This is a genomic window from Streptomyces sp. NPDC052114 (genome assembly GCF_040680155.1).
GTDB lineage: Bacteria > Actinomycetota > Actinomycetes > Streptomycetales > Streptomycetaceae > Streptomyces.
Genome location: NZ_JBFAWC010000005.1, coordinates 305,959 through 330,266, shown reverse-complemented (window position 1 = coordinate 330,266; position 24,308 = coordinate 305,959). Strand labels below are relative to the sequence as shown.

General features: G+C 72.8%; 24 protein-coding genes. 13 read left to right on the top strand and 11 right to left on the bottom strand.

All coding sequences use genetic code 11. The annotated features are described in order from the left end of the window. Positions 1 to 52: 52 nt before the first annotated feature. The gene (locus tag AB0L89_RS13775) at positions 53 to 1,828 is read right to left on the bottom strand and encodes a biotin carboxylase N-terminal domain-containing protein (RefSeq protein ID WP_365139357.1); all 1,776 of its coding nucleotides are present in this window, start codon (positions 1,826 to 1,828) and stop codon (positions 53 to 55) included. Positions 1,829 to 2,183: 355 nt separating this feature from the next. On the opposite strand from AB0L89_RS13775, the gene AB0L89_RS13770 reads away from it, so the two are divergent. Beyond that, entirely contained in the window at positions 2,184 to 2,660 is a 477-nt protein-coding gene (locus AB0L89_RS13770) for a hypothetical protein (protein WP_365139354.1), read from the top strand. Between the two features lie 42 nt (positions 2,661 to 2,702). Here the strand turns inward: AB0L89_RS13770 and AB0L89_RS13765 are convergent, their stop codons facing one another. From AB0L89_RS13765 to AB0L89_RS13750, 4 genes are all read right to left on the bottom strand, one after another. After that, positions 2,703 to 3,311, bottom strand: a complete 609-nt coding sequence (locus AB0L89_RS13765) for a nucleoside triphosphate pyrophosphatase (protein WP_365139351.1) — start codon at positions 3,309 to 3,311, stop codon at positions 2,703 to 2,705. A gap of 48 nt (positions 3,312 to 3,359) precedes the next feature. Next, positions 3,360 to 3,488, bottom strand: coding sequence for a hypothetical protein (locus AB0L89_RS13760; RefSeq protein WP_365139348.1), 129 nt, complete (start codon positions 3,486 to 3,488; stop codon positions 3,360 to 3,362). A gap of 103 nt (positions 3,489 to 3,591) precedes the next feature. Beyond that, on the bottom strand, positions 3,592 to 3,798 hold the full coding sequence (locus AB0L89_RS13755) for an acyl-CoA carboxylase subunit epsilon (RefSeq protein ID WP_365139345.1): 207 nt from the start codon (positions 3,796 to 3,798) through the stop codon (positions 3,592 to 3,594). A gap of 24 nt (positions 3,799 to 3,822) precedes the next feature. Continuing rightward, on the bottom strand, positions 3,823 to 5,400 hold the full coding sequence (locus tag AB0L89_RS13750) for an acyl-CoA carboxylase subunit beta (RefSeq protein ID WP_365139342.1): 1,578 nt from the start codon (positions 5,398 to 5,400) through the stop codon (positions 3,823 to 3,825). Between the two features lie 163 nt (positions 5,401 to 5,563). Between AB0L89_RS13750 and AB0L89_RS13745 the strand changes: the two genes are divergently transcribed. From AB0L89_RS13745 to hutH, 5 genes are all read left to right on the top strand, one after another. Then, the gene (locus tag AB0L89_RS13745) at positions 5,564 to 6,430 is read left to right on the top strand and encodes a biotin--[acetyl-CoA-carboxylase] ligase (RefSeq protein ID WP_365139339.1); all 867 of its coding nucleotides are present in this window, start codon (positions 5,564 to 5,566) and stop codon (positions 6,428 to 6,430) included. A 934-nt stretch (positions 6,431 to 7,364) separates the two neighbouring features. Beyond that, on the top strand, positions 7,365 to 8,435 hold the full coding sequence (locus AB0L89_RS13740; protein ID WP_365139824.1) for an adenylate/guanylate cyclase domain-containing protein: 1,071 nt from the start codon (positions 7,365 to 7,367) through the stop codon (positions 8,433 to 8,435). Between the two features lie 73 nt (positions 8,436 to 8,508). Then, positions 8,509 to 9,306: an enoyl-CoA hydratase-related protein gene (locus AB0L89_RS13735; RefSeq protein WP_365139336.1), complete on the top strand. Its 798-nt coding sequence runs from the start codon at positions 8,509 to 8,511 to the stop codon at positions 9,304 to 9,306. Between the two features lie 133 nt (positions 9,307 to 9,439). Next, the gene (locus tag AB0L89_RS13730; protein ID WP_365139333.1) at positions 9,440 to 10,588 is read left to right on the top strand and encodes a GGDEF domain-containing protein; all 1,149 of its coding nucleotides are present in this window, start codon (positions 9,440 to 9,442) and stop codon (positions 10,586 to 10,588) included. 75 nt (positions 10,589 to 10,663) lie between these two features. Beyond that, entirely contained in the window at positions 10,664 to 12,211 is a 1,548-nt protein-coding gene (hutH, locus tag AB0L89_RS13725; protein ID WP_365139821.1) for a histidine ammonia-lyase, read from the top strand. A 32-nt stretch (positions 12,212 to 12,243) separates the two neighbouring features. On the opposite strand, the gene AB0L89_RS13720 is transcribed toward hutH, so the two are convergent. Together AB0L89_RS13720 and AB0L89_RS13715 are read right to left on the bottom strand one after the other, a co-directional pair. Then, complete coding sequence (locus AB0L89_RS13720) at positions 12,244 to 12,879, bottom strand: AAA family ATPase (RefSeq protein ID WP_365139330.1); 636 nt, start codon at positions 12,877 to 12,879, stop codon at positions 12,244 to 12,246. Continuing rightward, complete coding sequence (locus tag AB0L89_RS13715; protein WP_365139327.1) at positions 12,876 to 13,628, bottom strand: TetR/AcrR family transcriptional regulator C-terminal domain-containing protein; 753 nt, start codon at positions 13,626 to 13,628, stop codon at positions 12,876 to 12,878. Before AB0L89_RS13715 ends, AB0L89_RS13720 begins: the two co-directional genes overlap by 4 nt. A gap of 179 nt (positions 13,629 to 13,807) precedes the next feature. Between AB0L89_RS13715 and AB0L89_RS13710 the strand changes: the two genes are divergently transcribed. Beyond that, a complete protein-coding gene (locus AB0L89_RS13710; RefSeq protein ID WP_365139324.1) occupies positions 13,808 to 15,088 on the top strand; it encodes an MFS transporter in 1,281 nt (426 codons plus the stop codon). Positions 15,089 to 15,093: 5 nt separating this feature from the next. Here the strand turns inward: AB0L89_RS13710 and AB0L89_RS13705 are convergent, their stop codons facing one another. Beyond that, the gene (locus AB0L89_RS13705) at positions 15,094 to 15,408 is read right to left on the bottom strand and encodes a hypothetical protein (RefSeq protein WP_365139321.1); all 315 of its coding nucleotides are present in this window, start codon (positions 15,406 to 15,408) and stop codon (positions 15,094 to 15,096) included. Between the two features lie 110 nt (positions 15,409 to 15,518). Here AB0L89_RS13705 and AB0L89_RS13700 point away from each other — a divergent pair, with 110 nt between their 5' ends. From AB0L89_RS13700 to AB0L89_RS13685, 4 genes are all read left to right on the top strand, one after another. Further along, positions 15,519 to 15,851 (top strand): hypothetical protein, encoded by a 333-nt coding sequence (locus tag AB0L89_RS13700; RefSeq protein WP_365139318.1) that lies wholly within the window; start codon positions 15,519 to 15,521, stop codon positions 15,849 to 15,851. Positions 15,852 to 16,146: 295 nt separating this feature from the next. Next, positions 16,147 to 17,403: an Ig-like domain-containing protein gene (locus tag AB0L89_RS13695; protein ID WP_365139315.1), complete on the top strand. Its 1,257-nt coding sequence runs from the start codon at positions 16,147 to 16,149 to the stop codon at positions 17,401 to 17,403. Positions 17,404 to 17,566: 163 nt separating this feature from the next. Next, positions 17,567 to 18,337, top strand: coding sequence for an ATP-binding cassette domain-containing protein (locus AB0L89_RS13690; protein ID WP_365139312.1), 771 nt, complete (start codon positions 17,567 to 17,569; stop codon positions 18,335 to 18,337). Positions 18,338 to 18,516: 179 nt separating this feature from the next. Then, the gene (locus AB0L89_RS13685) at positions 18,517 to 21,843 is read left to right on the top strand and encodes a S8 family serine peptidase (RefSeq protein WP_365139309.1); all 3,327 of its coding nucleotides are present in this window, start codon (positions 18,517 to 18,519) and stop codon (positions 21,841 to 21,843) included. 97 nt (positions 21,844 to 21,940) lie between these two features. On the opposite strand, the gene AB0L89_RS13680 is transcribed toward AB0L89_RS13685, so the two are convergent. After that, positions 21,941 to 22,345 (bottom strand): nuclear transport factor 2 family protein, encoded by a 405-nt coding sequence (locus tag AB0L89_RS13680; protein WP_365139306.1) that lies wholly within the window; start codon positions 22,343 to 22,345, stop codon positions 21,941 to 21,943. A 24-nt stretch (positions 22,346 to 22,369) separates the two neighbouring features. On the opposite strand from AB0L89_RS13680, the gene AB0L89_RS13675 reads away from it, so the two are divergent. Then, positions 22,370 to 22,768, top strand: coding sequence for a helix-turn-helix domain-containing protein (locus tag AB0L89_RS13675; RefSeq protein ID WP_365139303.1), 399 nt, complete (start codon positions 22,370 to 22,372; stop codon positions 22,766 to 22,768). On the opposite strand, the gene AB0L89_RS13670 is transcribed toward AB0L89_RS13675, so the two are convergent. Both AB0L89_RS13670 and AB0L89_RS13665 read right to left on the bottom strand, forming a co-directional pair. Beyond that, positions 22,744 to 23,118 (bottom strand): VOC family protein, encoded by a 375-nt coding sequence (locus AB0L89_RS13670; RefSeq protein ID WP_365139300.1) that lies wholly within the window; start codon positions 23,116 to 23,118, stop codon positions 22,744 to 22,746. The genes AB0L89_RS13675 and AB0L89_RS13670 overlap by 25 nt on opposite strands. Further along, positions 23,115 to 23,693 carry a TetR/AcrR family transcriptional regulator gene (locus AB0L89_RS13665; protein WP_365139818.1) on the bottom strand — a complete coding sequence of 193 codons (579 nt, stop codon included), beginning with the start codon at positions 23,691 to 23,693 and terminating at the stop codon, positions 23,115 to 23,117. The genes AB0L89_RS13670 and AB0L89_RS13665 overlap by 4 nt, the downstream gene beginning before the upstream one ends. A gap of 156 nt (positions 23,694 to 23,849) precedes the next feature. Here AB0L89_RS13665 and AB0L89_RS13660 point away from each other — a divergent pair, with 156 nt between their 5' ends. After that, positions 23,850 to 24,308, top strand: coding sequence for an ASCH domain-containing protein (locus AB0L89_RS13660; protein ID WP_365139297.1), 459 nt, complete (start codon positions 23,850 to 23,852; stop codon positions 24,306 to 24,308).

Here is a 24,308-nt window from a genome sequence, read left to right as displayed (position 1 = left end):
ATCGCTCCAGCCCGTCCGGTCCCGGTGCGCCGACGCGGTCGCCGGCGCCGGTTCAGTCCTTGATCTCGCAGATGACCGCACCGGAGGTCAGGCTTCCGCCCACCTCCGCGGCCAGGCCCTTGATCGTGCCCGAGCGGTGCGCGTTCAGGGGCTGCTCCATCTTCATGGCCTCCAGGACGACGATCAGGTCGCCCTCCTTGACCTCCTGGCCCTCCTCGACCGCGACCTTGACGATCGTGCCCTGCATGGGCGAGGCGAGGGTGTCGCCGGAGGCGGCCGGGCCCGACTTCTTGGCCGCGCGGCGCTTGGGACGGGCGCCGCCCGCCGCCGCGGTGCGCGCGATCGTCATGCCCAGCGAGGACGGCAGCGAGACCTCCAGGCGCTTGCCGCCGACCTCGACGACGACCGTCTCGCGGCCCGGCTCCTCGTCCGCCTCGGCGTCCGCGGGGGGCGCGGCGAACGGCGGGATCTCGTTGACGAACTCCGTCTCGATCCAGCGCGTGAAGATCGTGAACGGCTCGTCGGAACCGGTGAGTTCGGGCGCGAACGCCGGGTCCTTGACGACGGCGCGGTGGAACGGGATGGCCGTGGCCATGCCCTCCACCGTGAACTCCGCGAGGGCGCGCGCGGCACGCTGGAGCGCCTGCTCACGCGTGGCGCCGGTGACGATCAGCTTGGCCAGGAGCGAGTCCCAGGCCGGGCCGATGACCGAGCCGGACTCGACGCCCGCGTCCAGGCGCACGCCGGGACCCGAGGGGGCGTCGAAGCGGGTGACGGTGCCGGGCGCGGGCAGGAAGTTGCGGCCCGGGTCCTCGCCGTTGATGCGGAACTCGAAGGAGTGACCGCGCAGTTCGGGGTCGCCGTAGCCGAGCTCCTCGCCGTCGGCGATGCGGAACATCTCGCGCACGAGGTCGATGCCCGCGACCTCTTCGGTGACCGGGTGCTCCACCTGGAGACGGGTGTTGACCTCCAGGAAGGAGATCGTGCCGTCGGCGCCGACGAGGAACTCGACGGTGCCCGCGCCGACGTAACCGGCCTCCTTGAGGATGGCCTTCGAGGCGCTGTAGAGCTCCTCGACCTGCGCGTCCGAGAGGAACGGCGCCGGGGCCTCCTCGACGAGCTTCTGGTGGCGGCGCTGCAGCGAGCAGTCACGGGTCGAGACGACGACCACGTTGCCGTGCTGGTCCGCGAGGCACTGGGTCTCCACGTGCCGCGGCTTGTCGAGGTAGCGCTCGACGAAGCACTCGCCGCGGCCGAAGGCCGCCACGGCCTCGCGCACCGCGGAGTCGTACAGCTCGGGGACCTCTTCGAGGGTGCGGGCCACCTTCAGGCCGCGGCCACCGCCGCCGAACGCCGCCTTGATGGCGATCGGCAGGCCGTGCTCCTCGGCGAAGGCGACGACCTCGTCGGCGCCCGAGACCGGGTCCGGGGTGCCCGCGACCAGCGGGGCACCGGCGCGCTGCGCGATGTGGCGGGCGGCGACCTTGTCGCCCAGGTCGCGGATGGCGTGCGGCGGCGGGCCGATCCAGATCAGGCCCGCGTCGAGGACGGCCTGCGCGAACTCGGCGTTCTCGGACAGGAACCCGTAGCCGGGGTGGATCGCGTCCGCGCCCGCGTCCTTGGCCGCGGCCAGCACCTTGGAGATGTCCAGGTAGCTGGTGGCCGGAGTGTCACCGCCCAGGGCGAACGCCTCATCTGCCGCGCGGACGTGCAGAGCGTCCCGGTCCGGGTCTGCGTAGACGGCTACGCTCGTGATCCCTGCATCCCGGCATGCCCGAGCAACGCGGACAGCGATTTCGCCACGGTTGGCGATGAGCACCTTGCGCACGATGGCTCCCTCCTTGAAACAAGCCGAGTTTAGGGACTGCCGACACGGGCTTACGACCCGTCCCCATTAGTGAGCTTGCCCACACGGAGGGTGATTCGAGGCCGGCTGGGTCCGCGAAATCCCTTGTCGTACCGCGGTACGCAGGGTCCTTCCCCGGCAGCGTAGCCCTCCGGTGTGGTCAAGGTCTCTGTGAGGCCGCGCTGCGGCGGGACGGCTTTCTTTGTGGAGTCCCTACGAATGGCCCAATGATTCTTTGCCTGCGACACAGCCCTTGTCCCTGGGTTTACCCGTTAGTAGCGTTCGCGATGGCTCGAACGTACTTGGGGTAACAGCAGCGGAAAGAGGGTGGGGCGCCGTGGCGCGCAGACCGGTGGCCTGGGTGGCCGCGATCGTTCTCGTCGCGGAGGCGATTGGCATCGCGCTCCTCAACTGGTTCCTCGGCCTCGTCGTCGACAAGCAGGACATGTCGCTGGCGGGCCTCGACCCGCGCGCGACGACCGTGTCGACCTGGATCGCCGGCGCCCTCTTCGGCGGCTATCTGCTGCTGTGTGCCCTGGTCCTGGCCCGCACCGCGGCCCGCGACCGGGGCCCCGGCGGCTTCGGACGGCTGCTCCTGATCAGCTGCGCCGTCGTGCACGGGCTGCTCGGCGCCTTCTCCGTCGGCCTGGTGGGCTGGGCCGCGTTCGCCTTCATGATGGTCGTGCTCGGCCTGATCGTCCTCACGCTCGTGGCGTACGACAAGAAGCAGCGGCAGGACGAGGGCGAGGCCCGGCAGGGCGGTGCGGCGCAGGAGAACGGGGCGCCCGAGAACGGCGCCCCGCAGCCCGCCTGAGCCGCCCGGCGGCCCGCCCGGGCCGCCCGCACCGCCCCTCGGCTACTTCTGCCACAACTCCGTGATGCCCACGCCCAGTTCGGCAAGGAGGCGGCGCAGCAGCGGCAGTGAGAGGCCGATGACGTTGCCGTGGTCGCCGTCGATGCCCTCGACGAAGGGCGCCGAGCGGCCGTCCAGCGTGAACGCGCCCGCCACGTGCAGCGGTTCGCCGCTCGCGACGTACGCGGCGATCTCCTCGTCGGAGGGCTCGCCGAAGCGGACCACGGTCGACGCGGTCGCCGACGCGTACCGGCCCGAGACCGTGTCGCGGACGCAGTGGCCGGTCTGCAGGACGCCCGCGCGCCCGCGCATGTCCTTCCAGCGCGCGGTGGCCTCCTCGGCGTCGGCCGGCTTGCCGAGCGCCCGGCCGTCCAGTTCGAGGACCGAGTCGCAGCCGATCACCAGCGCGCCCTTGGCGTCGGGCCGCGCGGCCACCACGGACGCCTTGGCCTCGGCCAGGGCGAGGGCGAGCTCGGCGGGGGTGGGCGCGGAGACCTTGTCCTCGTCGACGCCGCTGACGATCACCTCGGGGGCCAGACCGGCCTGCCGCAGCAGGCCGAGGCGCGCGGGGGACTGGGAGGCGAGGACGAGACGGCGGGGCTGATCACTCATGCGGTCAGCGTAGGCGCTCCGCCGCGGGGCCGGGGCCGGCCGGGACGCTCAGCGGATGCTCAGCACGAACATCGCCACGACCATGGCCAGGGCCAGGACGACTCCCGCGCGGCGCATCTTGGCCTGCATGTCCCGCATGTCCTTGGGAGGGGTGTCCTCCGGGTCCGACCACAGCATGGACTCGATACTGCGGCCGGGGTGGCCGGGGCGCCTGAGTACGCGTACTCAAGTTCCCCGGCCCGACTCACCCATGCCCGGGCCCCTCTGGGCCTATCCGGACCTATCCGGGCCAGTAGGTGCGGCCCCACGCCGTGGGGGAGGGCGCGGGCAGCCGGTGGCGGGCCACCCGCGCGGGGTCGGCCCAGGAGTCGGGCAGCGCCGGCGCGCCGGACGGCTGGTCCGCCACCGCCGCGGCGCGCGCCTGGACCACCGCCAGGGCGGCGGCGAGCTCCTCGGGGGTCGGGTTGCCCCGAACGACCTTGATCATGAGGGCTCCTAACGGGTTCGCGGCTTACAGGGGGATGTTGCCGTGCTTCTTCGGAGGCAGGGATTCCCGCTTCGTACGCAGTTGACGCAGGCCGCGCACCAGGTGGGACCGGGTCTCCGACGGCATGATCACGGCGTCGATGTAGCCGCGCTCGGCCGCGGTGTAGGGGTTGAGGAGCGTGTCCTCGTACTCCTGGATGAGCCGCGCGCGGACCTCCTCGACGTCGTCCCCGGCCTCGGCGATCGTGCGGCGGTGCAGGATGTTCACCGCGCCCTGCGCGCCCATCACCGCGATCTGCGCGGTCGGCCAGGCGAGGTTGAGGTCGGCGCCCAGGTGCTTGGAGCCCATGACGTCGTACGCGCCGCCGAAGGCCTTGCGCGTGATGATCGTGATCAGCGGGACCGTGGCCTCCGCGTACGCGTAGATCAGCTTGGCGCCGCGGCGGATGATGCCGGTGTGCTCCTGCTCGACGCCCGGCAGGAAGCCCGGCACGTCGACGAAGGTGACGACCGGGATGTTGAACGCGTCGCAGGTGCGGACGAAGCGGGCGCCCTTCTCGGACGCGTCGATGTTCAGACAGCCGGCGAACTGCGTGGGCTGGTTGGCGACGATGCCCACCGGGCGGCCCTCGATCCGGCCGAATCCGGTGAGGATGTTCGGCGCGAACAGCGGCTGCGTCTCGAAGAACTCCGCGTCGTCCAGGACGTGCTCGATCACGCCGTGCATGTCGTACGGCTGGTTCGCGCTGTCCGGGATGATCGTGTCCAGCTCCCGGTCCTCGTCGGTGAGTTCCAGGTCCGCCTCCTCGGGGAAGGCGGGCGGCTCGCTGAGGTTGTTCGACGGCAGGTACGACAGGAGCGACTTGACGTACTCGATGGCGTCCTTCTCGTCGCCCGCCATGTGGTGGGCCACGCCCGAGGTGGAGTTGTGGGTGCGGGCGCCGCCCAGCTCCTCGAAGCCGACGTCCTCGCCGGTGACCGTCTTGATGACGTCCGGGCCCGTGATGAACATGTGCGAGGTCTGGTCGACCATGACCGTGAAGTCGGTGATCGCGGGGGAGTAGACCGCGCCGCCCGCGCACGGGCCGACGACCAGGGAGATCTGCGGGATCACGCCGGAGGCGTGCGTGTTGCGGCGGAAGATCTCGCCGTACATCCCGAGGGCCATGACGCCCTCCTGGATGCGGGCGCCGCCCGAGTCGTTGATGCCGACCACCGGGCAGCCGGTCTTCAGCGCGAAGTCCATGACCTTGACGATCTTCTGTCCGAAGACCTCGCCGAGCGCGCCGCCGAAGACGGTGAAGTCCTGCGAGAACACCGCGACCGGGCGGCCGTCGACCGTGCCGTAACCCGTCACCACGCCGTCGCCGTACGGCCGGTTCTTCTCCAGGCCGAAGTTGGTCGAGCGGTGCTGCGCGAACTCGTCGAACTCGACGAAGGAACCCTCGTCGAGGAGCAGTTCGAGCCGCTCGCGCGCCGTCAGCTTCCCCTTCGCGTGCTGCTTCTCGACCGCGCGGGCCGAGCCCGCGTGCTTGGCCTCCTCGATGCGGCGCTGGAGATCCGCGAGCTTTCCGGCGGTCGTGTGGATGTCGATCTCGGACATAGGGATGCGGCTCCCTGCCTGCTCAAAGGTGCGTACGGCGGCTTACGGCTGGCTGCTGCGACCGGCGACTGCGACTGGCGGCCACGGCTGGCTACTGACCCGTAGCGTATCGGCGTCGATACCGTTCGGCAGTGCGGCGTTTACCACACCTAAGGTGGCTTGCATGACGCCGTCAGATGCTCAAGACAACCGCTGGTCCGACCTCGACCGGCCGCCGCTGGGCGCGGCCTCCCTGCGGCGGGCGCTGGTGCGGGACGGGGGGCTGTGGACCTCGCTCGACGTGGTGGCCGCCACCGGGTCCACCAACAGCGACCTCGCGGCGCGGGCCGACGAGCTGCCCGAAGGGGCGGTGCTCGTCGCCGAGGAGCAGAGCGCGGGGCGCGGGCGCCTGGACCGCCGGTGGTCGGCGCCGCCGCGCTCCGGGCTCTTCTTCTCCGTGCTGCTCAAGCCGTCGGACGTGCCCGTGGAGCGGTGGGGGTGGCTGCCGCTGCTCACCGGGGTCGCCGTCGCGACCGCGCTTTCGCGGGCGGCGGGGGTCGACACGGCACTCAAGTGGCCCAACGACCTGCTGGTGACCGTGGGCGGGGAGGAGCGCAAGGCGGGCGGGATCCTGGCGGAGCGGGCCGGGTCCGCGGACGGCGGGGGTGTCGTCGTGGGCGTCGGCCTCAACGTCACGCTCCGCGCGGACGAGCTGCCCGTGCCGACGGCGGGGTCGCTGGCGCTGGCCGGGGCGAAGGTCACGGACCGGGATCCGGTGCTGCGGGCCGTGCTGCGGTCCCTGGAGCAGTGGTACGGGGACTGGCGGGCGGCGGGCGGTGATCCGGGGGCGTCCCGGCTCCAGGAGACGTACGCGGCGGGGTGCGCGACGCTCGGGCGGCGGGTGCGGGCGGAGTTGCCGGGGGATCGGGAGCTGGTGGGCGAGGCGGTGGCGCTCGACGCGGACGGCCGCCTGGTCCTGACCCTCCCGGACGGCGAACGCCGCGCTGTGGGCGCGGGCGACATCGTCCACCTGCGCCCTGCGTCGGCTTGACCCCTGCGCGTTGCCTGGCGGGGCGCCTTGGGCGGTGCACCTAGGGTCCGTCTGCGGGGCGGGTGCGTGGGCGTCTGGCGGGTCGTCTTGGGCGGTGCTGCGCCTTGGGCCCGTCTTGGGGGTGGGCGTCGTGGGCGTCTGGCGGGTCGTCTTGGGCTGGTGCGCCTTTTGTCCGTCTCGGGGGCGGGGCCGCGGGGGTATGTGCGTACTCGCCATCCCTGCGCCCCGCCTCAAGTCCAAAGGCGCTATTGCTGGCTCGGTGCTCCGTTCGCACATACCCCCACGTCCCCTCGGGAGCGTTTGCGCCTGCCGGCCGGTGGGGGCCGGTGCGCCCGTGCCGCGGCCGGTGGGCAGCAGACCGGCCGTCCGTGCTGTGAGCGGCGGCGCGGTGGGTATGTGGCCGCCCCCCCCCGCTGTGGTCGGCGGCACTGGCCGGGTAGCCGCTCCTGCTGTGGTCGGCGGCACGGTGGGCATGTGGCCGCCCCCTGCTGTGGGCAGGCGTTCCGCAGGGCGGAACGGGTGGGCACAGCCCCCGGTGCCGGGTGGCGGGAAGTGTGGCTCCAGCCCCGGCGCAGCCGGACCGTGCCGGGTGGTGGTGAAGGGGGCGCCCGCCCCGGCGCAGGCGGGGAAGAACCCCGGGGCCGGGCGGCGATGAGCGCGGCGCCCGACCCGGTGCGGGGAGGCAGGGACCCCGGGGCCGGGCGGCGAGGTGAGGGCGTCGGCGCCGGGACCGGTGGAGTCGGGAGTGAGCTGCGGCACACCTGCCGTAAAGTTGACGCCGGTCGATACCTGACCGCGGCAGATCGGAAGGGCAGCAGGCGTGACCGTCGACGACACGGGCTCCGGCACGGGTGCACACCCCGCCCCCGACGGCGGGACAGCCGGAGCCGTCGCCGCACATGAGGCGGGGAGCGCGGTACCGGACGTACCCGAGGTGGACGAGAAGCAGGACGGCGAGGCGAAGGACCCGCTCGCCCTCCGGCTTGAGCAGCTCATCCTCGGCGCGGACCGGCGCTACACCCCCTTCCAGGCGGCCCGCAGCGCGGGCGTCTCCATGGAGCTGGCGTCCCGGTTCTGGCGGGCCATGGGCTTCCCCGACATCGGCCAGGCCAAGGCCCTGACCGAGGCCGACGTACTCGCGCTGCGCCGCCTCGCGGGCCTCGTCGAGGCGGGCCTGCTGAGCGAGGCCATGGCCGTGCAGGTGGCGAGATCGACGGGCCAGACCACGGCCCGGCTCGCCGAATGGCAGATCGACTCCTTCCTGGAGGGGCTCACGGAGCCTCCCGAGCCGGGCATGACCCGCACGGAGGTCACGTATCCGCTCGTCGAGCTGCTCCTGCCCGAGCTGGAGGAGTTCCTCGTCTACGTGTGGCGCCGCCAGCTCGCCGCCGCCACCGGCCGCGTCGTGCAGGCCGCGGACGACGAGGAGATGGTCGACCGGCGCCTGGCCGTGGGCTTCGCCGACCTGGTCGGGTTCACGCGGCTGACGCGGCGGATGGAGGAGGAGGAGCTCGGCGAGCTCGTGGAGGCCTTCGAGACCACCGCCGCCGACCTCGTCGCCGCGCACGGCGGCCGCCTCATCAAGACGCTCGGCGACGAGGTCCTGTACGTCGCCGACGACGCCGGTACCGCCGCCGAGATCGCGCTGCGGCTGATCGAGACCATGGCCAACGACGAGACCATGCCGGAGCTGCGCGTCGGCATCGCCTTCGGGACCGTGACGACCCGGATGGGCGACGTGTTCGGTACGACGGTGAACCTCGCGAGCCGGCTCACGTCGATAGCTCCCCGCGACGCCGTCCTCGTGGACGGCGCCTTCGCGGAGGAGCTGACGCGCACGGGCGAGGCACCGGCCTCCGAGACGGAGGCCGCGGAGGCGGCGGCCGTGGCGGAGAAGGAGGGCGAGGAGCCCCCCTCGTACCGCTTCGCGCTCCAGCCGATGTGGCAGCGGCCCGTCCGCGGCCTCGGCGTCGTCGAGCCGTGGCTGCTGGCCCGCCGGAGCTGACGGCCGCCCCTTCCCGGGGCGGCGCCCGGCTGACATGATCCCCGGGTAACGGTCGTTAACCGGAGGAGGCGTCATGGGCGACGAGCAGCGGTACGGGGAGTACGTGGCGGTCAGGCGGCACGGACACGTCGCCGAGCTCGTCCTGGACCGGCCCAAGGCGATGAACGCTGTCTCCTCGGAGATGGCCCGTTCCATCGCCGGGGCCTGCGCCGCCCTGTCCGATGACCAGGACGCCCGGGTCGTCGTGCTGACCTCCACCCATGAGCGCGCGTTCTGCGTCGGCGCCGACCTCAAGGAGCGGAACTCCTTCAGCGACGCCGAGTTGCGCCGTCAGCGGCCGACCTCCCGTGGCGCCTACGGCGGCGTCCTCGACCTGCCCATGCCCACGGTCGCCGCGGTGCACGGCTTCGCGCTCGGCGGCGGCTTCGAGCTCGCGCTCTCCTGCGACGTGATCGTCGCCGACGCGACCGCGGTCGTCGGGCTGCCCGAGGTGTCCGTCGGCGTCATCCCCGGCGGTGGCGGCACCCAGCTCCTGCCGCGCCGCGTGGGCGCCGCCCGCGCCGCCGAGCTGATCTTCTCGGCGCGCCGCGTGGAGGCCGCGGAGGCGCGGGAGTTGGGCCTGGTCGACCTGCTGGTCGACGCGGGCGGGGCCCGTACGGAGGCGCTCGCGCTCGGTGCCCGCATGGCCGCCAACTCGCCCGTCGGCCTGCGCGCCGCCAAGCGCGCCCTGCGCCTCGGGCAGGGCCTCGACCTTCAGGCGGGTCTGGAGGTCGAGGACGCGGCGTGGCGGACGGTGGCGTTCTCGGGGGACCGGGCGGAGGGCGTCGCGGCGTTCAACGAGAAGCGCAAGCCGGAGTGGCCGGGGGAGTAGGGGCAGGCTGCGGGTGCCGGTGCCGGTGCCGGTGCCGGTTCCTGCGCCGGTTCCTGTGCTCGTGCGGGTGCGGGGCTTGGTCCGTACTATGTCCCGAAGTTCCAAAATGCCGTAAACCTCCTAGCCTGGAGGGATGGGTGAGGATGTTCGGCTCCGGGCCGTGGTGGAGCTCGCGCAGGGAATGGCCGCCGCGCACACTCCGCGCGAGTCCTGGCGGGCGGCCGCTCTCGGTGCCTGCCGCGCGCTGAACGGGAGCTTCTCCGCGCTGTCCGTGTGGGAGCGGGACCTCGGCCGGCTGCGCGTCCTGGTGAACGTGGGCCAACGCGTCCCGGGCGAGGAGGAGTTCCCGGAAGGGGAGGCCTACCCCGTCCACCAGTTCCCGGAGATCACCGAGTTCCTGCACGAACGCTGGGCGGGCGGCGGCGAGCCGAACGCCTGGGTCGAGACCGCCGAGGGCCCCGAGGGCGCCCGCGCGGCCGGCTACTGCCATCAGCGCGTGGCCGCCCTGCGCCGTCGCGGGCGCGGCTGCTGCGTGGTCGCGCCGATCGTGCTGCACGGGCGGGCCTGGGGCGAGCTGTATGTGGCGCGCCCGCTCGGGGAGCCGGTCTTCGACCGGGCCGACGCCGACTTCGCGACGGTCCTCGCGGCGGTGGTCGCCGCCGGGATCGCCCAGACCGAACGCCTGGAGGAGGCGCGCCGGCTGGCCTTCACGGACGCGCTCACCGGGCTCGCCAACCGCCGCGCGGTCGACCTCAGGCTCGACGAGGCGGTGGAGCGGCACCGCGCCGACGGCTCCGTGGTGAGCCTGGTCGTCTGCGACGTGAACGGGCTCAAGCGGGTCAACGACACCCGGGGCCACGCGGTCGGCGACCGCCTCCTCGAACGCTTCGGCTCGGTCCTCTCGCTCTGCGGCGCGATGCTGCCGGGGACGCTCGCGGCGCGGCTCGGCGGCGACGAGTTCTGCCTCCTCTCGGTGGGGCCGGGCGCCGACGAAGTGGTGCGGGTCGCCGACGAACTCTGCTTGCGGGCCGCCGAGTTGGAGCTCGGAGACGGGGTCGCCTGCGGGGTCGCATCGACCGGCGACCCGATCGGTCCGGTGCGCTCGGCCCGCCGTCTCTTCCGCCTCGCCGACGCGGCGCAGTACCGCGCGAAGGCCGCCCGCGCCGCCAAGCCGGTGGTCGCCGGGCGCGAGGGCGCGGACGACCCGGTGGTCCGCCTCGCCGACTCGGCGGCGGGGGCGCCGGAGGAGGGGGAGCGGCGGAGGTTCAGGGGACGGGGCTGACCTGGCGGTAAGTGGTCCGGGCCAATCTCACCCGTGACACCTGGCGATTCAGTCCGTACGCTGCTGAATATGGATATGCACAGCGTGGGCACCGTGGCCCTTGGGACGTCCGGGACGACCGCCTCGGACGTCGTCGCCGTCGCGCGCGGGAACGCGCGGATCGAACTGACCGAGGAGGCGCGGACCGCGCTCGCCGCCTCGCGCGAGATCGTCGACGCGCTCGCGGCCAAGCCCGAGCCCGTGTACGGCGTCTCGACCGGCTTCGGCGCCCTCGCCACGCGCCACATCGGCCCCGACCTCCGTGCCCAGCTGCAGCGCAACATCGTCCGCTCGCACGCGGCCGGGATGGGCCCGCGCGTGGAGCGCGAGGTGGTCCGCGCGCTGATGTTCCTGCGCCTGAAGACGGTCTGCTCCGGCCACACGGGCGTACGCCCCGAGGTCGCGCAGACGATGGCCGACGTCCTGAACGCGGGCATCACGCCCGTCGTCCACGAGTACGGCTCGCTCGGCTGCTCCGGCGACCTCGCCCCGCTCAGCCACTGCGCGCTGACGCTCATGGGCGAGGGCGACGCCGAGGGCCCCGACGGCGCGGTGCGCCCCGCGGGCGAGCTGCTCGCCGCGCACGGCATCACCCCCGTCGAGCTGCGCGAGAAGGAGGGCCTCGCCCTCCTCAACGGCACCGACGGCATGCTCGGCATGCTGGTCATGGCCCTCGCCGACCTGGAGACCCTCTACAAGTCGGCGGACGTCACCGCGGCCCTGACGCTGGAGGCTCTGCTCGGCACCGACAAGGTCCTCGCGCCCGAGCTGCACGCCATCCGCCCGCACCCGGGCCAGGCCGCGTCCGCCGCCAACATGCTCGCCGTCCTGGCCGGTTCGGGCCTCACCGGACACCACCAGGACGACGCGCCGCGCGTCCAGGACGCGTACTCGGTGCGCTGCGCCCCGCAGGTCGCGGGCGCGGGCCGCGACACGATGGCGCACGCGCGCCTGGTCGCCGACCGCGAGCTGGCCGCCGCCGTCGACAACCCCGTCGTCCTGCCCGACGGCCGCGTCGAGTCGAACGGCAACTTCCACGGCGCCCCGGTCGCGTACGTCCTGGACTTCCTGGCCATCGCGGCGGCGGACCTCGGCTCGATCGCCGAGCGCCGCACGGACCGCCTCCTCGACAAGAACCGCTCGCACGGCCTGCCGCCGTTCCTCGCGGACGACGCGGGCGTCGACTCGGGCCTGATGATCGCCCAGTACACGCAGGCCGCCCTGGTCAGCGAGTTGAAGCGGCTCGCGGTCCCGGCCTCGGCCGACTCGATCCCGTCCTCGGCCATGCAGGAGGACCACGTCTCCATGGGCTGGTCGGCGGCCCGCAAGCTGCGCACCGCCGTCGACAACCTCGCCCGCATCGTGGCGATCGAGCTGTACGCCGCCACGCGCGCCGTCGAGCTGCGCGAGGGCCTCACCCCGGCGCCCGCGACGCAGGCCGTCATCGCCGCCGTCCGCAAGGCGGGCGTCGAGGGCCCCGGCCCCGACCGCTTCCTGGCGCCGGACCTGGCGGCGGCGGACGAGTTCGTCCGCTCGGGGGCGCTCGTCGCGGCGGTCGAGCCGGTGACCGGGGCGCTGGCCTAGCGTTCTCCGCCCGTACGCCGAAGGGGGCGCGGTCACCACGCGGTGGCCGCGCCCCCTTCGTCGTACTCCAGGGCGAGAGCCTCGCGCACGCGGGGCACGAGGGTGCTCCAGGGGAGGGACGCGACCACGGGCAGGCCGTGCCGGGCGGCCTCGCCGCCGAGCCAGCGGCCGTACGCGGCGCTGACCTCGGCGCGTGCCACCTGGCTTCCGCTCTCCGGCTCGCGCGCGGCGTAGTTGGCGGTGATCTGCCGCGGGTCGTCCTCGTGCAGGAACACGGCCCGCACGGTACGGCCGGCCGCCGCGCCCTCGGTGACGGCCCGCGCCGCGACGGCCGGGGTGAGGTAGTCGCCCTCGACCACGGCGGGCACGTCGACGCTCAGGCGGTTGCGCACCACGCCGAGGACGGCGGGCTCCAGGGCGCGGGCGGTGGCGATCTGAAGGGCGAGGACGCGGTCGGCGGGCAGGTCCGCGTCCGCGTCCGCGAGGTCGTCGAAGAGGTGGAGGCCGGGGTGGTGCGCGGCGGTGGTGATCGCCTGCACCGCCTCGACGACGTCGTCGAACTCGACCACGAACGCCTTCGACTCCTCGGCCAGCAGGGCCGCGGCCCTGCTCTTGCCGATGCCGGAGGCGCCGCCGATCAGCACGATGTCCCGGCGCGGGCCCGTCACCGGGCACCCGCCACGCGTGCGGCGATGCCCGCCACGAGCAGGTCGAGGGTGAACTCGAAGAGCTCGTCCGGGTCGTGGGGGTGCGGGTCCTCGGCGGCCCGGCGCAGGTGGGGGAGGTCCTCGACCCCGTCCCGCAGCCAGGGCGGGGGCGCCTGGCGCAGGTCGGCCGGGTCGAGGTCCGGCGGCGGCCGGTCGTGCGCGCGGTCCTCGAACTCGACGAAGCCGACGACCTGACGGATCGTCTCCATGCAGGCGCGGTAGGCGTCCCGGGGCGGCAGGCCCGTCCCGTCGACCCCGGCGAAGAAGCCGATGGCGGCGTCCACGTTGCGGAGCATCGCGGGGTGGCGGGCCAGGGTGACGTTCTCGTGCAGGGCCAGCGTGGTCATGCCGGGGTGGCGTCGGTAGTGCGCGCGCAGGTCGCGGCAGTACGCGCGCAGGGAGTCGGGCCAGCGCCCGGGGGCGGGGTCGAGCGCCGGCGGCCGCCACCGCGACTCGAAGATCTCGGCGGCCACGGTGATCAAGTCCCTGCGGTCCTCCACGTAGTTGTAGAGCGCGCGCGGCGAGACGCCGAGCTCGGCCGCGAGGGACCGCATCGTCAGCTCGGCGGGCCCGTGCCGCCCGAGGTGGTCCAGCGCGGCCCGGCCCACGGAGTCGCGGGTGAGGGTGGCGCGGCCCTTGCGGTGGGTGGGGCGGCGGCGGGTTCCGGCGGGCGGTGGCGGGGTGTCGGGGGCCGGTGTCTCGCTGGTCATCGGGCCAGCGTACGGGCGGCGGCCGGCGGGCGGCGCGGGGCCCGGACCGATGGCGGGGCGGGGCCCGGACCGACGGGCGGCGCCGGACGCGACCCAGAACTTCACACATGTTGACTTTAAGGATGACCCTCGGCAGGGTGATCCAAGTAAGGCTGCCCTCACCAGACTTGGAGCCGCTCATGTCCCGTGTGTCCGGGCTCGCCATGGACCTCGCCCCGCTCCGCGAGAGCCGCGACTTCCGGCTGCTGTACGCCGGATTCCTCGGCGCCCTGCTCGGCACCCTCATGACGAGCGTCGCGGTGGCCGTGCAGGTCTACGACCTCACCGCGTCACCGCTGCAGATCGGCCTGGTCAGCCTCGCGCGGGCGCTGCCGATGGTCGTGGGCGTGCTGGTCGGCGGCGTCCTTGCCGACCGCCACGACCGGCGGACGCTGATGCTGGTGACCCGCCTGCCGCTGACGCTCGTCGCGCTGGGCCTGATGACCAACGCCCTGCTGCCGCAGCCGCAGTTGTGGGTGATCTACGGGGCGACCGGCCTCACCGGGCTCCTCGCGGGGCTCGGCGGACCGGCGATGATGGCGGCCGTACCCGCCCTCGTCGGCACGGAACGCCTCGCGGCGGCGGGCGCGTTGACCGCGGCCTCCACGCAACTGGCCGCGCTGGCGGGACCGGCGCTCGGCGGCGTCCTGGTCGCGGGACCCGGCCTCGCGGCGTGCTTCGCGGTCGACGCGGCGGGGTTCCTGGTCTTCTCGTTGGCGCTGCTCTTCGTACGCCCGCTGCCGCCCGCGGGGACGCCAGCGGGCAAGGGGGTCCGCCCGGCCTTCGTCGCGGTGGCGGACGGGGTGCGGTTCGTGCGGGGGCACCGGCTCATCGTGGGGCTGCTGCTGATCGACGCGGCGGCGATGGTCTTCACGATGCCGCAGGCGCTGTACCCGGTCCTCGCGGACGAGCAGTTCGGCGGCGGCCCCGGGGTGGTCGGACTGCTCTACGCCGCGCCCGCCCTCGGCGCGCTCGTCGGGGCCGCCACCAGCGGCTGGACGGCACGGGCGGGCGGCCACGCGCTGATCGGGGCGGTCCTGGTGTGGGGCCTCTCCCTGGCCGGCTTCGGCCTCACCTCGTCCCTCCCCCTGGCCCTCGCCCTGCTCGCCCTGGCGGGCCTCGGCGACCTGATCTCCGAGACCCTCCGCTCGGCCCTGCTCCAGCACGGCACACCGGACGACCTGCGCGGCCGCGTCAGCGCCCTCTGGATGGTCCAGGCAACGGTCTCCCCGGCCCTCGGCAACGCGGCGGTCGGCTTCCTGGCGGAACTGACCGACGCCCGCTCCGCGGTGCTGACGGGCGGCCTGATCTGCGTGGCGGCGACCCTGGCGGTGGCCTGGAGGTGTCCGGCGCTGCGGGGGGCACGGCTGGGGGCGGACCGGACCGCCGCCGACGTGTCACGTCGAGCGGCGGCGCCGTAGGCCCGTCAGTACGCGGACGGCGACCCGCTCTCGCGTTCCCTGCGCACCGAGTACGCCACGAAGCCCGCGCCCAGGCACAGGAACGTCGTTCCGCCGATCACGTACGGGGTCGAGTCGAAGCCGCCCGTGTCGGCCAGGCGGCCGGTCGCGGCGGGGGACGCGGTCGTTCTGTGGTCGGGGGAGGGCGACGTCGCGGTGCGGTCGTCGCGGGGGGTGTCGTGCGAGGCGGGGGCCGTCGCGTTTGCTGAGGGGACGAACCACAGGGCGCCGAGCAGGGCTCCGGCGGCGGTGGCGGTCAGCAACGGTCGACGTGCGGACACGGGATCGGATCCCCCTTGTGGTGCTGGCGAATTGGCCGTGTGGGCCGATGGTAGTGAAAGCCGCGGGTCGTGGGAAAGCCGCGGGGGACGGGGGCCGTACGCTCCGGCGTATGAGTGGAGACGAGACATCACGTTATGTACGACTGCGGGTCGAAATGGTGGTCGAGGTCGACGACGTGGAGAAGCTGACCGGCGCCGCGCTCGCCCGTATCGCCGAGGACGAACAGATGCCCGCCGAGGAGCGCGCGCACGCCGAGGCGGCCGTCAAGGAGGACGGGGCCGAGGCCCTCGCCTACCTCGTGGACCCCTTCGACCTGGTCAGCCAGGTGCCCGGCACCGAGCTCACCCAGGCCTCGTGGAGCAGTGAGGCGATCGACTACGACCCCGACGCGCCGGGCTGGGACCCGGACGAGGATGATGGCGACGAGGACGACGAGCTGTAGTCCGGATCGAACGGGGTACGCGAGGGACGCAAGGGACCCGCGAGACCCGAGAGATCCGGAATCCGGGGCCCCGGGCGGCAACCGCCGCCCGGGGTTCCGTCGTCTCACCCGGCATGGTCATCGGCCGTCCCGTCCGTCACGATGGTCGACAGGAGACAATCCAGCACCGCGGACGTGGTGTTCCCCACACTTCCCGCGGTTGTGGAACGGGACGAACCGGGCAGGACGTTATGCGGGACTACAGGGGAATCTCGGGGTTGATTTTGGGGATTCGGCAACTATGGAGATGCGTGTGATGACGGACAGTATGCGTCGCAAGCGTGGGCGCAAGGGCCTCGCGGCCGTGTCCGCCCTCGTGGGCGGCGTGCTCGTGCTCTCGGCGTGCAGCAGCGACGACGGCGACAAGGCTTCGGGCGGCAAGGAGTCGCAGAACCAGGTCGACGAGGCGGCCGCCAAGAAGTCCTCCGCCGCCCAGATCAAGATCGCCCCGAAGAACGGCTCCGACAACGCGAGCATCAACAGCGCCGCCAAGGTGACGGTCAGCGACGGCACGCTCACCAAGGTCACGATGAAGAGCGACGCCGGCACCGCCGTCGCCGGCCAGATATCCGCGGACAAGAAGAGCTGGAAGCCCAGCGGCCAGCTGGAGCGCGCCACGAAGTACGAGATCGCGGCGACCGCCACGGACTCCGAGGGCCTCAAGGCGCACGAGAACTCGACGTTCACGACCGTCTCCCAGGCCAACAGCTTCATCGGTAACTTCACGCCCGAGGACGGCTCGACCGTCGGCGTCGGCATGCCCGTGTCGATCAACTTCGACAAGGCGATCAGCAACAAGAAGGAAGTCCAGTCCGCGATCAAGGTGGAGTCCAGCAGCGGTCAGGAGGTCGTCGGCCACTGGTTCGGCGCCAACCGCCTGGACTTCCGCCCCGAGGACTACTGGAAGGGCAACTCCACCGTCACCCTGAAGCTCTCCCTTGACGGCGTCGAGGGCGCCGACGGGATCTACGGCGTGCAGGACAAGACCGTCCAGTTCAAGATCGGCCGCAACCAGGTCTCCATCGTCGACGCCAAGACCAAGACGATGAAGATCACGCGCGACGGCAAGGTCGTGAAGAGCATCCCGATCTCCGCGGGCTCGCCCGAGAACAAGACGTACAACGGCAAGATGGTGATCTCCGAGAAGTTCAAGGAGACCCGGATGAACGGCGCGACCGTCGGCTTCACCGACGGCGACGGCAAGGGCGAGTACGACATCAAGGACGTGCCGCACGCCATGCGCCTGTCGAACTCCGGCACCTTCATCCACGGCAACTACTGGGGCTCGCCGTCCATCTTCGGCAGCGCCAACACCAGCCACGGCTGCATCGGCCTCCAGGACGCCAAGGGCGCGGGCGACAAGGGCACCCCGGGCTCCTGGTTCTACGAGAACTCGATCACCGGTGACGTCGTCGACGTGCGCAACACCGGCGACAAGGTCATCGCCCCGGACAACGGCCTCAACGGCTGGAACATGGACTGGGCGCAGTGGAAGGCCGGCTCCGCCGTCTGATCCCACGGCGCCGCAGGGCGCGTACGCGGTGGCCCGCATCCCGGACGGGGGTGCGGGCCACCGCCGTTCCCGGCACCTTCTCATCGGGCTCTCACCACCGGCTCAGCCCGCTCTTACGCCCGCCTCAGGCGTTCATCACGACGAGCGCCTACTTTTTCGCGACATGTATCACCTCAGCGGTGTCACCAAGCGGTACCTCCGCGACGAGGGGGCGGTCGACGCGCTCGTCGGGGTCGACCTGGTCATCGGCGACGGCGAGCGGATCCTGGTGCGCGGGCCCGCCGGCGGCGGCAAGTCCACGCTCCTGCGGCTGCTCGGCGGCCTCGACCGGCCCACCCGCGGCAGCGTCCTGCTGGACGGCACGGACCTGGCCGCGCTCCCCGAGGCGCGCCTCGCCAACGTCCGCGCCGAGTCGATCGGGTTCGTCTGCCGGTCGTCCGGCCTGGTGCCCGCCCTCAGCGCGCGGCAGAACGTCGAGACGGCGCTCGTCCCGCTGGGCCTCGGCCCGGACGCCCGCGGCGAACGCGCCGCCGCCGCGCTGGACTCGGTGGGCCTGCGGGCGCGCGGCGGACGGCTGCCCGCCGAGCTGGACGGCGGCGAGATCCGGCGCGTCGCCCTCGCCCGCGCCCTGGTCAAGCGCCCCAAGGTGCTCCTCGCCGACGATCCGGCCGGCGGTCTCGCAGGTCCCGGGCGCGCGGCGGTCATGGAGCTGCTCGACGGGCTCCGGGAGGACCACGGCCTCACCCTCGTCCTCGCCACCCGTGACGGCTGCCCCGGCCGTCGCGCCGCACGGGTGATCACGCTCCAGAGCGGCCGTGTCACCCGCCACGGCGGCCGTGCGGCACGCCCCACAGGCCGTGCCGCGCCCTCCGCCGACCGTGCCGCGTCCTCCGCCGACGGTGCCGCGCCCCCTTCGAACGCGGTCGCCGAATAGCCGAACAGGGGCGGTGATTGGCCTGATCCGGGCCAACCACTGTTAAGGCGCCATGAATTGCCCGGCGCATCAACTCTTGACTTCTGTCCCGCTATTGAGCGGCACATCCCCCCTCGGCATACTTCGCTGTCCGAGGGGCGGCAGCCCCTTAACCTCCAGGGGGAGACTTGCACAGACAAGTGAAGAGAGCGTGCGGCGCCACCGTCGCCACGGCGGTCGCCGTGGCCCTCGCGGCGGGCATGACCAGCCCGGCGGCCGCACAGCCGGAGTCCGCCGGCCGCACGGCCGGCGCCGCCGAGGCCGCGGGGACCTCCCGCGTCACCCTCATCACCGGTGACCGCGCCGTCCTGGACGCCAAGGGCCGCGTGATCGGCCTCGACCGGGCCAAGGGGCGGGAGCACGTACCCGTGCAGGTGCGGCGGACCGGCGGGCACACCCTGCTGATACCCGCCGACGCGCAGCGTCTGATAGCCGACGGCAGGATCGACCAACGGCTCTTCGACGTCACCGAGTTGAACAAGAAGCGCAACCGGGCGGCCCAGAAGAAGGGCCTGAAGGTCATCGTCGGCTACCAGGGCGCCGCCACGGCCGCCAAGGCCGACGTCCGCTCGGCCGGCGACACCACGGTCCGCAGGACCCTCAAGGCGCTGAACGCCGACGCCATCACCACGCCCAAGCAGGACGCGCCCGACCTGTGGGCCGCGCTGACCAGCGGCAAGGGCGACACCCGCGCCGCCGCCGGGGTGAGCCACGTCTGGCTGGACGGCGTGCGCAAGGCGAGCCTCGACAAGAGCGTCAAGCAGATCGGCGCCGACAAGGCCTGGGCCGCCGGGTACGACGGCAAGGGCACCAGGATCGCCGTCCTGGACACCGGCGTCGACGCCACGCACCCGGACCTCAAGGACCAGGTCGTCGCCGAGAAGAACTTCACGGAGTCGGCGGACGCCAAGGACCGCTACGGCCACGGCACGCACGTCGCGTCCATCGCGGCGGGCACGGGCGCGAAGTCCGGCGGGAAGTTCAAGGGCGTCGCCCCGGGGGCCAAGCTCCTGAACGGCAAGGTGCTCGGCGACGACGGCTACGGCGAGGACTCCGGCATCATCGCCGCCATGGACTGGGCGGCGACCGAGAAGGCGGACGTCGTCAACCTCAGCCTCGGCGGCGGCGACACCCCTGGTATCGACCCGCTCGAAGCGCAGGTCAACAAGCTCTCCGCGGAGAAGGGCATCCTCTTCGCGATCGCCGCGGGCAACGCGGGCGCGCCCGGCTCGGTGGACTCGCCGGGCAGCGCGGACGCCGCCCTGACCGTCGGCGCGGTCGACGACAACGACAAGCTCGCCGACTTCTCCAGCCAGGGCCCGCGGGTCGGTGACGGCGCGATCAAGCCCGACGTCACCGGTCCGGGCGTGGACATCACGGCCGCCGCGGCGCCGGGCAGCGTCATCGAGAAGGAGGTCGGCCAGAACCCCGAGGGGTATCTGACGATCTCCGGTACGTCGATGGCGACCCCGCACGTCGCGGGCGCCGCCGCCCTCCTCAAGCAGCAGCACCCCGACTGGAAGTACACCGAGCTCAAGGGTGCGCTGACCGCGTCCACCAAGGGCGGCGCGTACACGCCGTTCCAGCAGGGCTCGGGCCGGATCGCCGTCGACAAGGCCATCAAGCAGTCCGTGATCGCCGACCCGGTGTCGGTGAGCTTCGGCGCGCAGCAGTGGCCGCACACCGACGACAAGCCGGTCACCAAGAAGGTGACGTACAAGAACCTCGGCAAGGACGACGTCACCCTCGATCTGACGGTGAGCGCCACCGACCCCAAGGGCCGTCCGGCCCCGGCCGGCTTCTTCGCGCTCGGCGCGAAGAAGGTGACGGTCCCCGCGGGCGGCACCGCCGCGGTCGACCTGACGGCCGACTCCAAGCGGGGCGCGGGCCTGGACGGCACGTACTCCGCGTACGTCGTGGCGAACGGCGGCGGCCAGTCGGTGCGCACGGCGGCCGCGGTCGAGAACGAGGTGGAGTCGTACGACCTGACGCTGAAGTTCATCGGCAGGGACGGCGCCCCCGCGAAGTTCTACGACGGTGACCTGGAGGGCCTGAGCGGGCTCGCCGCGGGCAGGTCCTACGACCCGTACGACGAGTCCGGCACCGTCAAGGTCCGTGTCCCCAAGGGCGGTTACGTCCTGAACTCCGGCATCTACGTCGACCCCGCCGACTTCACCAAGGGCGCCGACTGGATCGCCCAGCCGAAGCTGAGCATCACCAAGGACACGACGGTGACGCTGGACGCGCGGACCACGAAGCCGGTCGACATCACGGTGCCCGAGGCGGGCGCCAAGCTGGAGTTCGCGGCCCCGGACTACAGTCTCGACACCCCCGAGACCAACTACGGCTTCGGCTGGTTCCTCGACTCGTACGCCAACTTCCGTTCCAAGCACCAGGGTCCGCAGGTCACCGACGGCTCGCTGTTCCAGCAGTGGGACGGGCACTGGACCAAGGGCGGCGACACCGAGTACGACATCGTCACCGGCGGCAAGGTCAAGCAGGTCGCGACCGGGTACACCAAGCACTTCAAGGCGAGCGAGCTCGCCACGGTCAAGGTGGGCCTCGGCGCCTCCTCGCCGGGCAAGACGGGCGCGCTGAGCGCCATGGGCCACATCCCGGGCAGCACGAGCGGCGCCTCGATCGGTGTCCCGCAGCCGCTGCCGGGCACCCGGACGCTGCACCTGTCCACGGCGGACAAGGTCAAGTGGAGCCTCGACCTGGAGCAGCAGGCCGGGCGTGACCCGGAGGGCTGGCCCGTCGTCGACGCCGGATACTCGCTCGGCGCCGCGCAGACCTTCAAGGCGGGCCAGACGTACGAGAAGACGTTCAACACGGCCGTGTTCGGGCCGCGCATCGGCGGCGACTTCGGTGTCTTCCGCGACGGCAACGAGATCACGGGCGTCCTGCCGCTGTTCGCCGACGGCAAGACGCACGTGGGCTCCTCGCTGTACACGTCGGTGAAGACGACGCTGTACCGCAACGGCACCAAGCTCGCCGAGAACGAGGACCCGCTGGCCGGCGGCGCGCCGCCGTTCAAGGTGCCTTCGGCGGACGCCGAGTACAAGCTGTCGACGTCCGTGAAGCGCAGCGTCAAGGTGGCCGCGGCCTCCACGCGCATCGACGCGAGCTTCACCTTCCGCTCCAAGAAGGCGGACGCCGTCAGGCTCCCGGTCTCCTCGGTGCGCTTCAGCCCGAAGGTCGACCTGAGCAGCAGGGCCAAGGCCGACGAGAAGCAGTCGATCCCGGTCACGGTCCAGGGCTCGGCGGCGGGCGCCAACCTCAAGTCCCTTTCCGTGTACGTGTCCTACGACTACGGCCAGACCTGGAAGAAGGCCACGGTCACGGGCGGAAAGATCTCCGTGAAGAACCCGGCGAAGGGCAAGGGCATCTCCTTCCACGCCAAGATCGCGGACAAGAAGGGCAACAAGTCGACGCTGTCGATCTACAACGCGTACTACGGCAAGTGAACGCGTAGCGCATAGCCCTTCTGGCTCCACCCGGGCCGATCCGAGGTGTTCGGATCGGCCCGGGGTCGAGTTGAAGGTGGGCGAATGGCGGGTCCGGTCACGTCGGTCGCGGGGCGGTGCCGAACGGGTTGTCGATCGCGTATCGCCAGAAGCCGTCGGCGCCGCGTCGTACCACGTCCGTGGCCGTGGCGACCGTCTCGTCGGCGCCGATCCGCCAGTCGACGATCAGGAGCGCGAGGTCGCCCGCGACGTGCACGTGGCGGGGGTGCACCGAGATCGGCAGGCCGAGGGCGAGGAAGGGGGCGTTCGCGGCGGCGATGCGGGCGTCGCCGTGCACGGCCTCCCCGGACTCGGGGACGAACGCCGCCCCCTGCTCGTACAGCGCGCGCACGGCGTCGGGATCGCCGCTGTTGAACCGTTCGGCGAACGCGGCGGGGACGTCCTCGGGGCGGGTGGGCAGGGCGGGCGAGGGGGACGGGGTGGTTATCGTCGTGGTGGTCATGACCGCACCGTAGGAGGCCCTCTCGTGACTCACCGAACGGTAAGCGGCGTGCGTCCCGGGCTGCCCGACGACGCCCGGGCCGAGGTCGCGGCGCCGAGCCCCGACTGTCCCGTGGAGATCACCCTCGCCGCGCTGCGCGGGCGCTGGACCACGCTCGTGGTCCGCGAACTGCTGCGGCGCGAGCGCCATACCTACGGTGAACTGGCCACCGCACTCCCGCAGTTGTCTGACAAGGTGCTCTCGGAACGCCTCGCGCAACTCACCGACGCGGGCGTCGCGCGGCGCGTCCGCACGGCCGGCTGGCCTTCCACGGTCTCTTATGAACTCACCCCGCGTGGGGCGGAGTTGGGGACCGTTCTGCAGGCGCTCTGGGACTGGGGCGCCGCGGGGGCGGCGGCTCAGGCGGGGGACATCAGCTCGTAGAGGTTGCGCGACGCGTCGACGAAGAACAGGCCGCGCGGGCACAGCGGATGGTCGACGCGGCCGTTGTCCCGGGCGTGCGGCTCGCTCCCGTAGGGGATGCCGAGCTCCTCGATCCGGGCGAGCACCCGGTCGAACGTGGCGGGGTCCACGTCGAAGGCCAGGTGGTGGCCCTCGGGGTCCGGCACCGTCATGAAGTCGAGCGTCAGCTGCTCGTTGACGCGTACCGGGGCGAAGTGGCCGTCGCGGCCCGCGGGCGGCAGCTGCTCCAGGCCCATCACGGAGGCGAAGAAGCGGGCCGCCTCGTGGTGGTCGACGGCGGGGACGATGGTGTGGTTCAGCGTGACGGTCATGGCGTGTCGCTCTCTGGTCGAGGGCCGAGCGCTCCGTGCAGGAGGACGTCGACCAGGTCGGCCGGGGTCGGGTCGAGGCCGTCCACCGGGCCGCGCAGCCCGCTGAACAGCATGCCGAGGAAGATCGCGGCGATCTTCTCGGGGGAGTGGCGCAGGGCCGCGCGGTCGGGCTCGACGAGGTCGGCGAGGCCCTCGCGCAGGGCACGGACGGACGCCTCGCGGCCCGACTGGTCGGGCCGTTCCCCGGCGGAGGGGCCCGAGGGGCGTCCGCGCCGCCGCCCGGTGGCGTGCAGCCCGCCCACCACCGCGCCCATGCGCTCCAGATGGGCGCGCAGCGCGTCGGCGGCCTGCGTCAGACGCTCGGCGAGCGGCTCGTCCAGGGGGATCGAGGCGAGCTCGCGCACCACGTGGTCGGGGCTGACCGCCTCGTGCACACAGGCGTCGAGCACCTCGTCCTTGTCCTTGAAGGCCCGGAAGATCGTGGCCTCGCCGATGCCCGCGGCACGGGCGATCTGCCCGGTGGTGACGGCGGCGCCGTACTCGGCGACCAGGGGAAGGGCGGCGGCGACGATCATCGCCCTGCGCTGCTCGGCGCTCATGCCGGGGGCGCGGCGCCGCGGCGCGTTCGAAGAGGGCGGTGCGTTCGAAGAGGACGGCATGCCCGACAACGTACGGAGTGAGCGCTCACTCCGTCAAGGGTGACGGGCGGCCGGTGGCGCTACTGTGGGGCCATGACGAAGATCCAGGACGCGGACCGCGACGACGCCCACGCGCCGCTCCCCAAGGCCGAGTTCGCCTTCCCCGGGCCGCTGCGCGACCAGCTCGTCGCCGCGATCCTCGACGGGTCCAAGACCTCGACGACGGGTCTGCTCGCCGACTACGAGAACGACGGCGAACCGCTGCCCGCCGTGGGGGAGCGCGCCGTCGTCGTCGACTCCGCGGACCGGCCCGTGGCCGTCGTCGAGACGACCGCCGTCCGCGTCGTGCCGCTCTCCGACGTGGACCTCGCCCACGCCGTCGACGAGGGCGAGGGGTACACGACCGTCGCCGACTGGCGGGCCGGGCACGAGAGGTTCTGGCACAGCGCCGAGATGCGGGCCGCGCTCGGCGACCCCGGCTTCACCGTCGACGACGCCACCCGGGTCGTCCTCGAGCGCTTCCGGATCGTGTCCGACCCGCGGGAGAAGTGA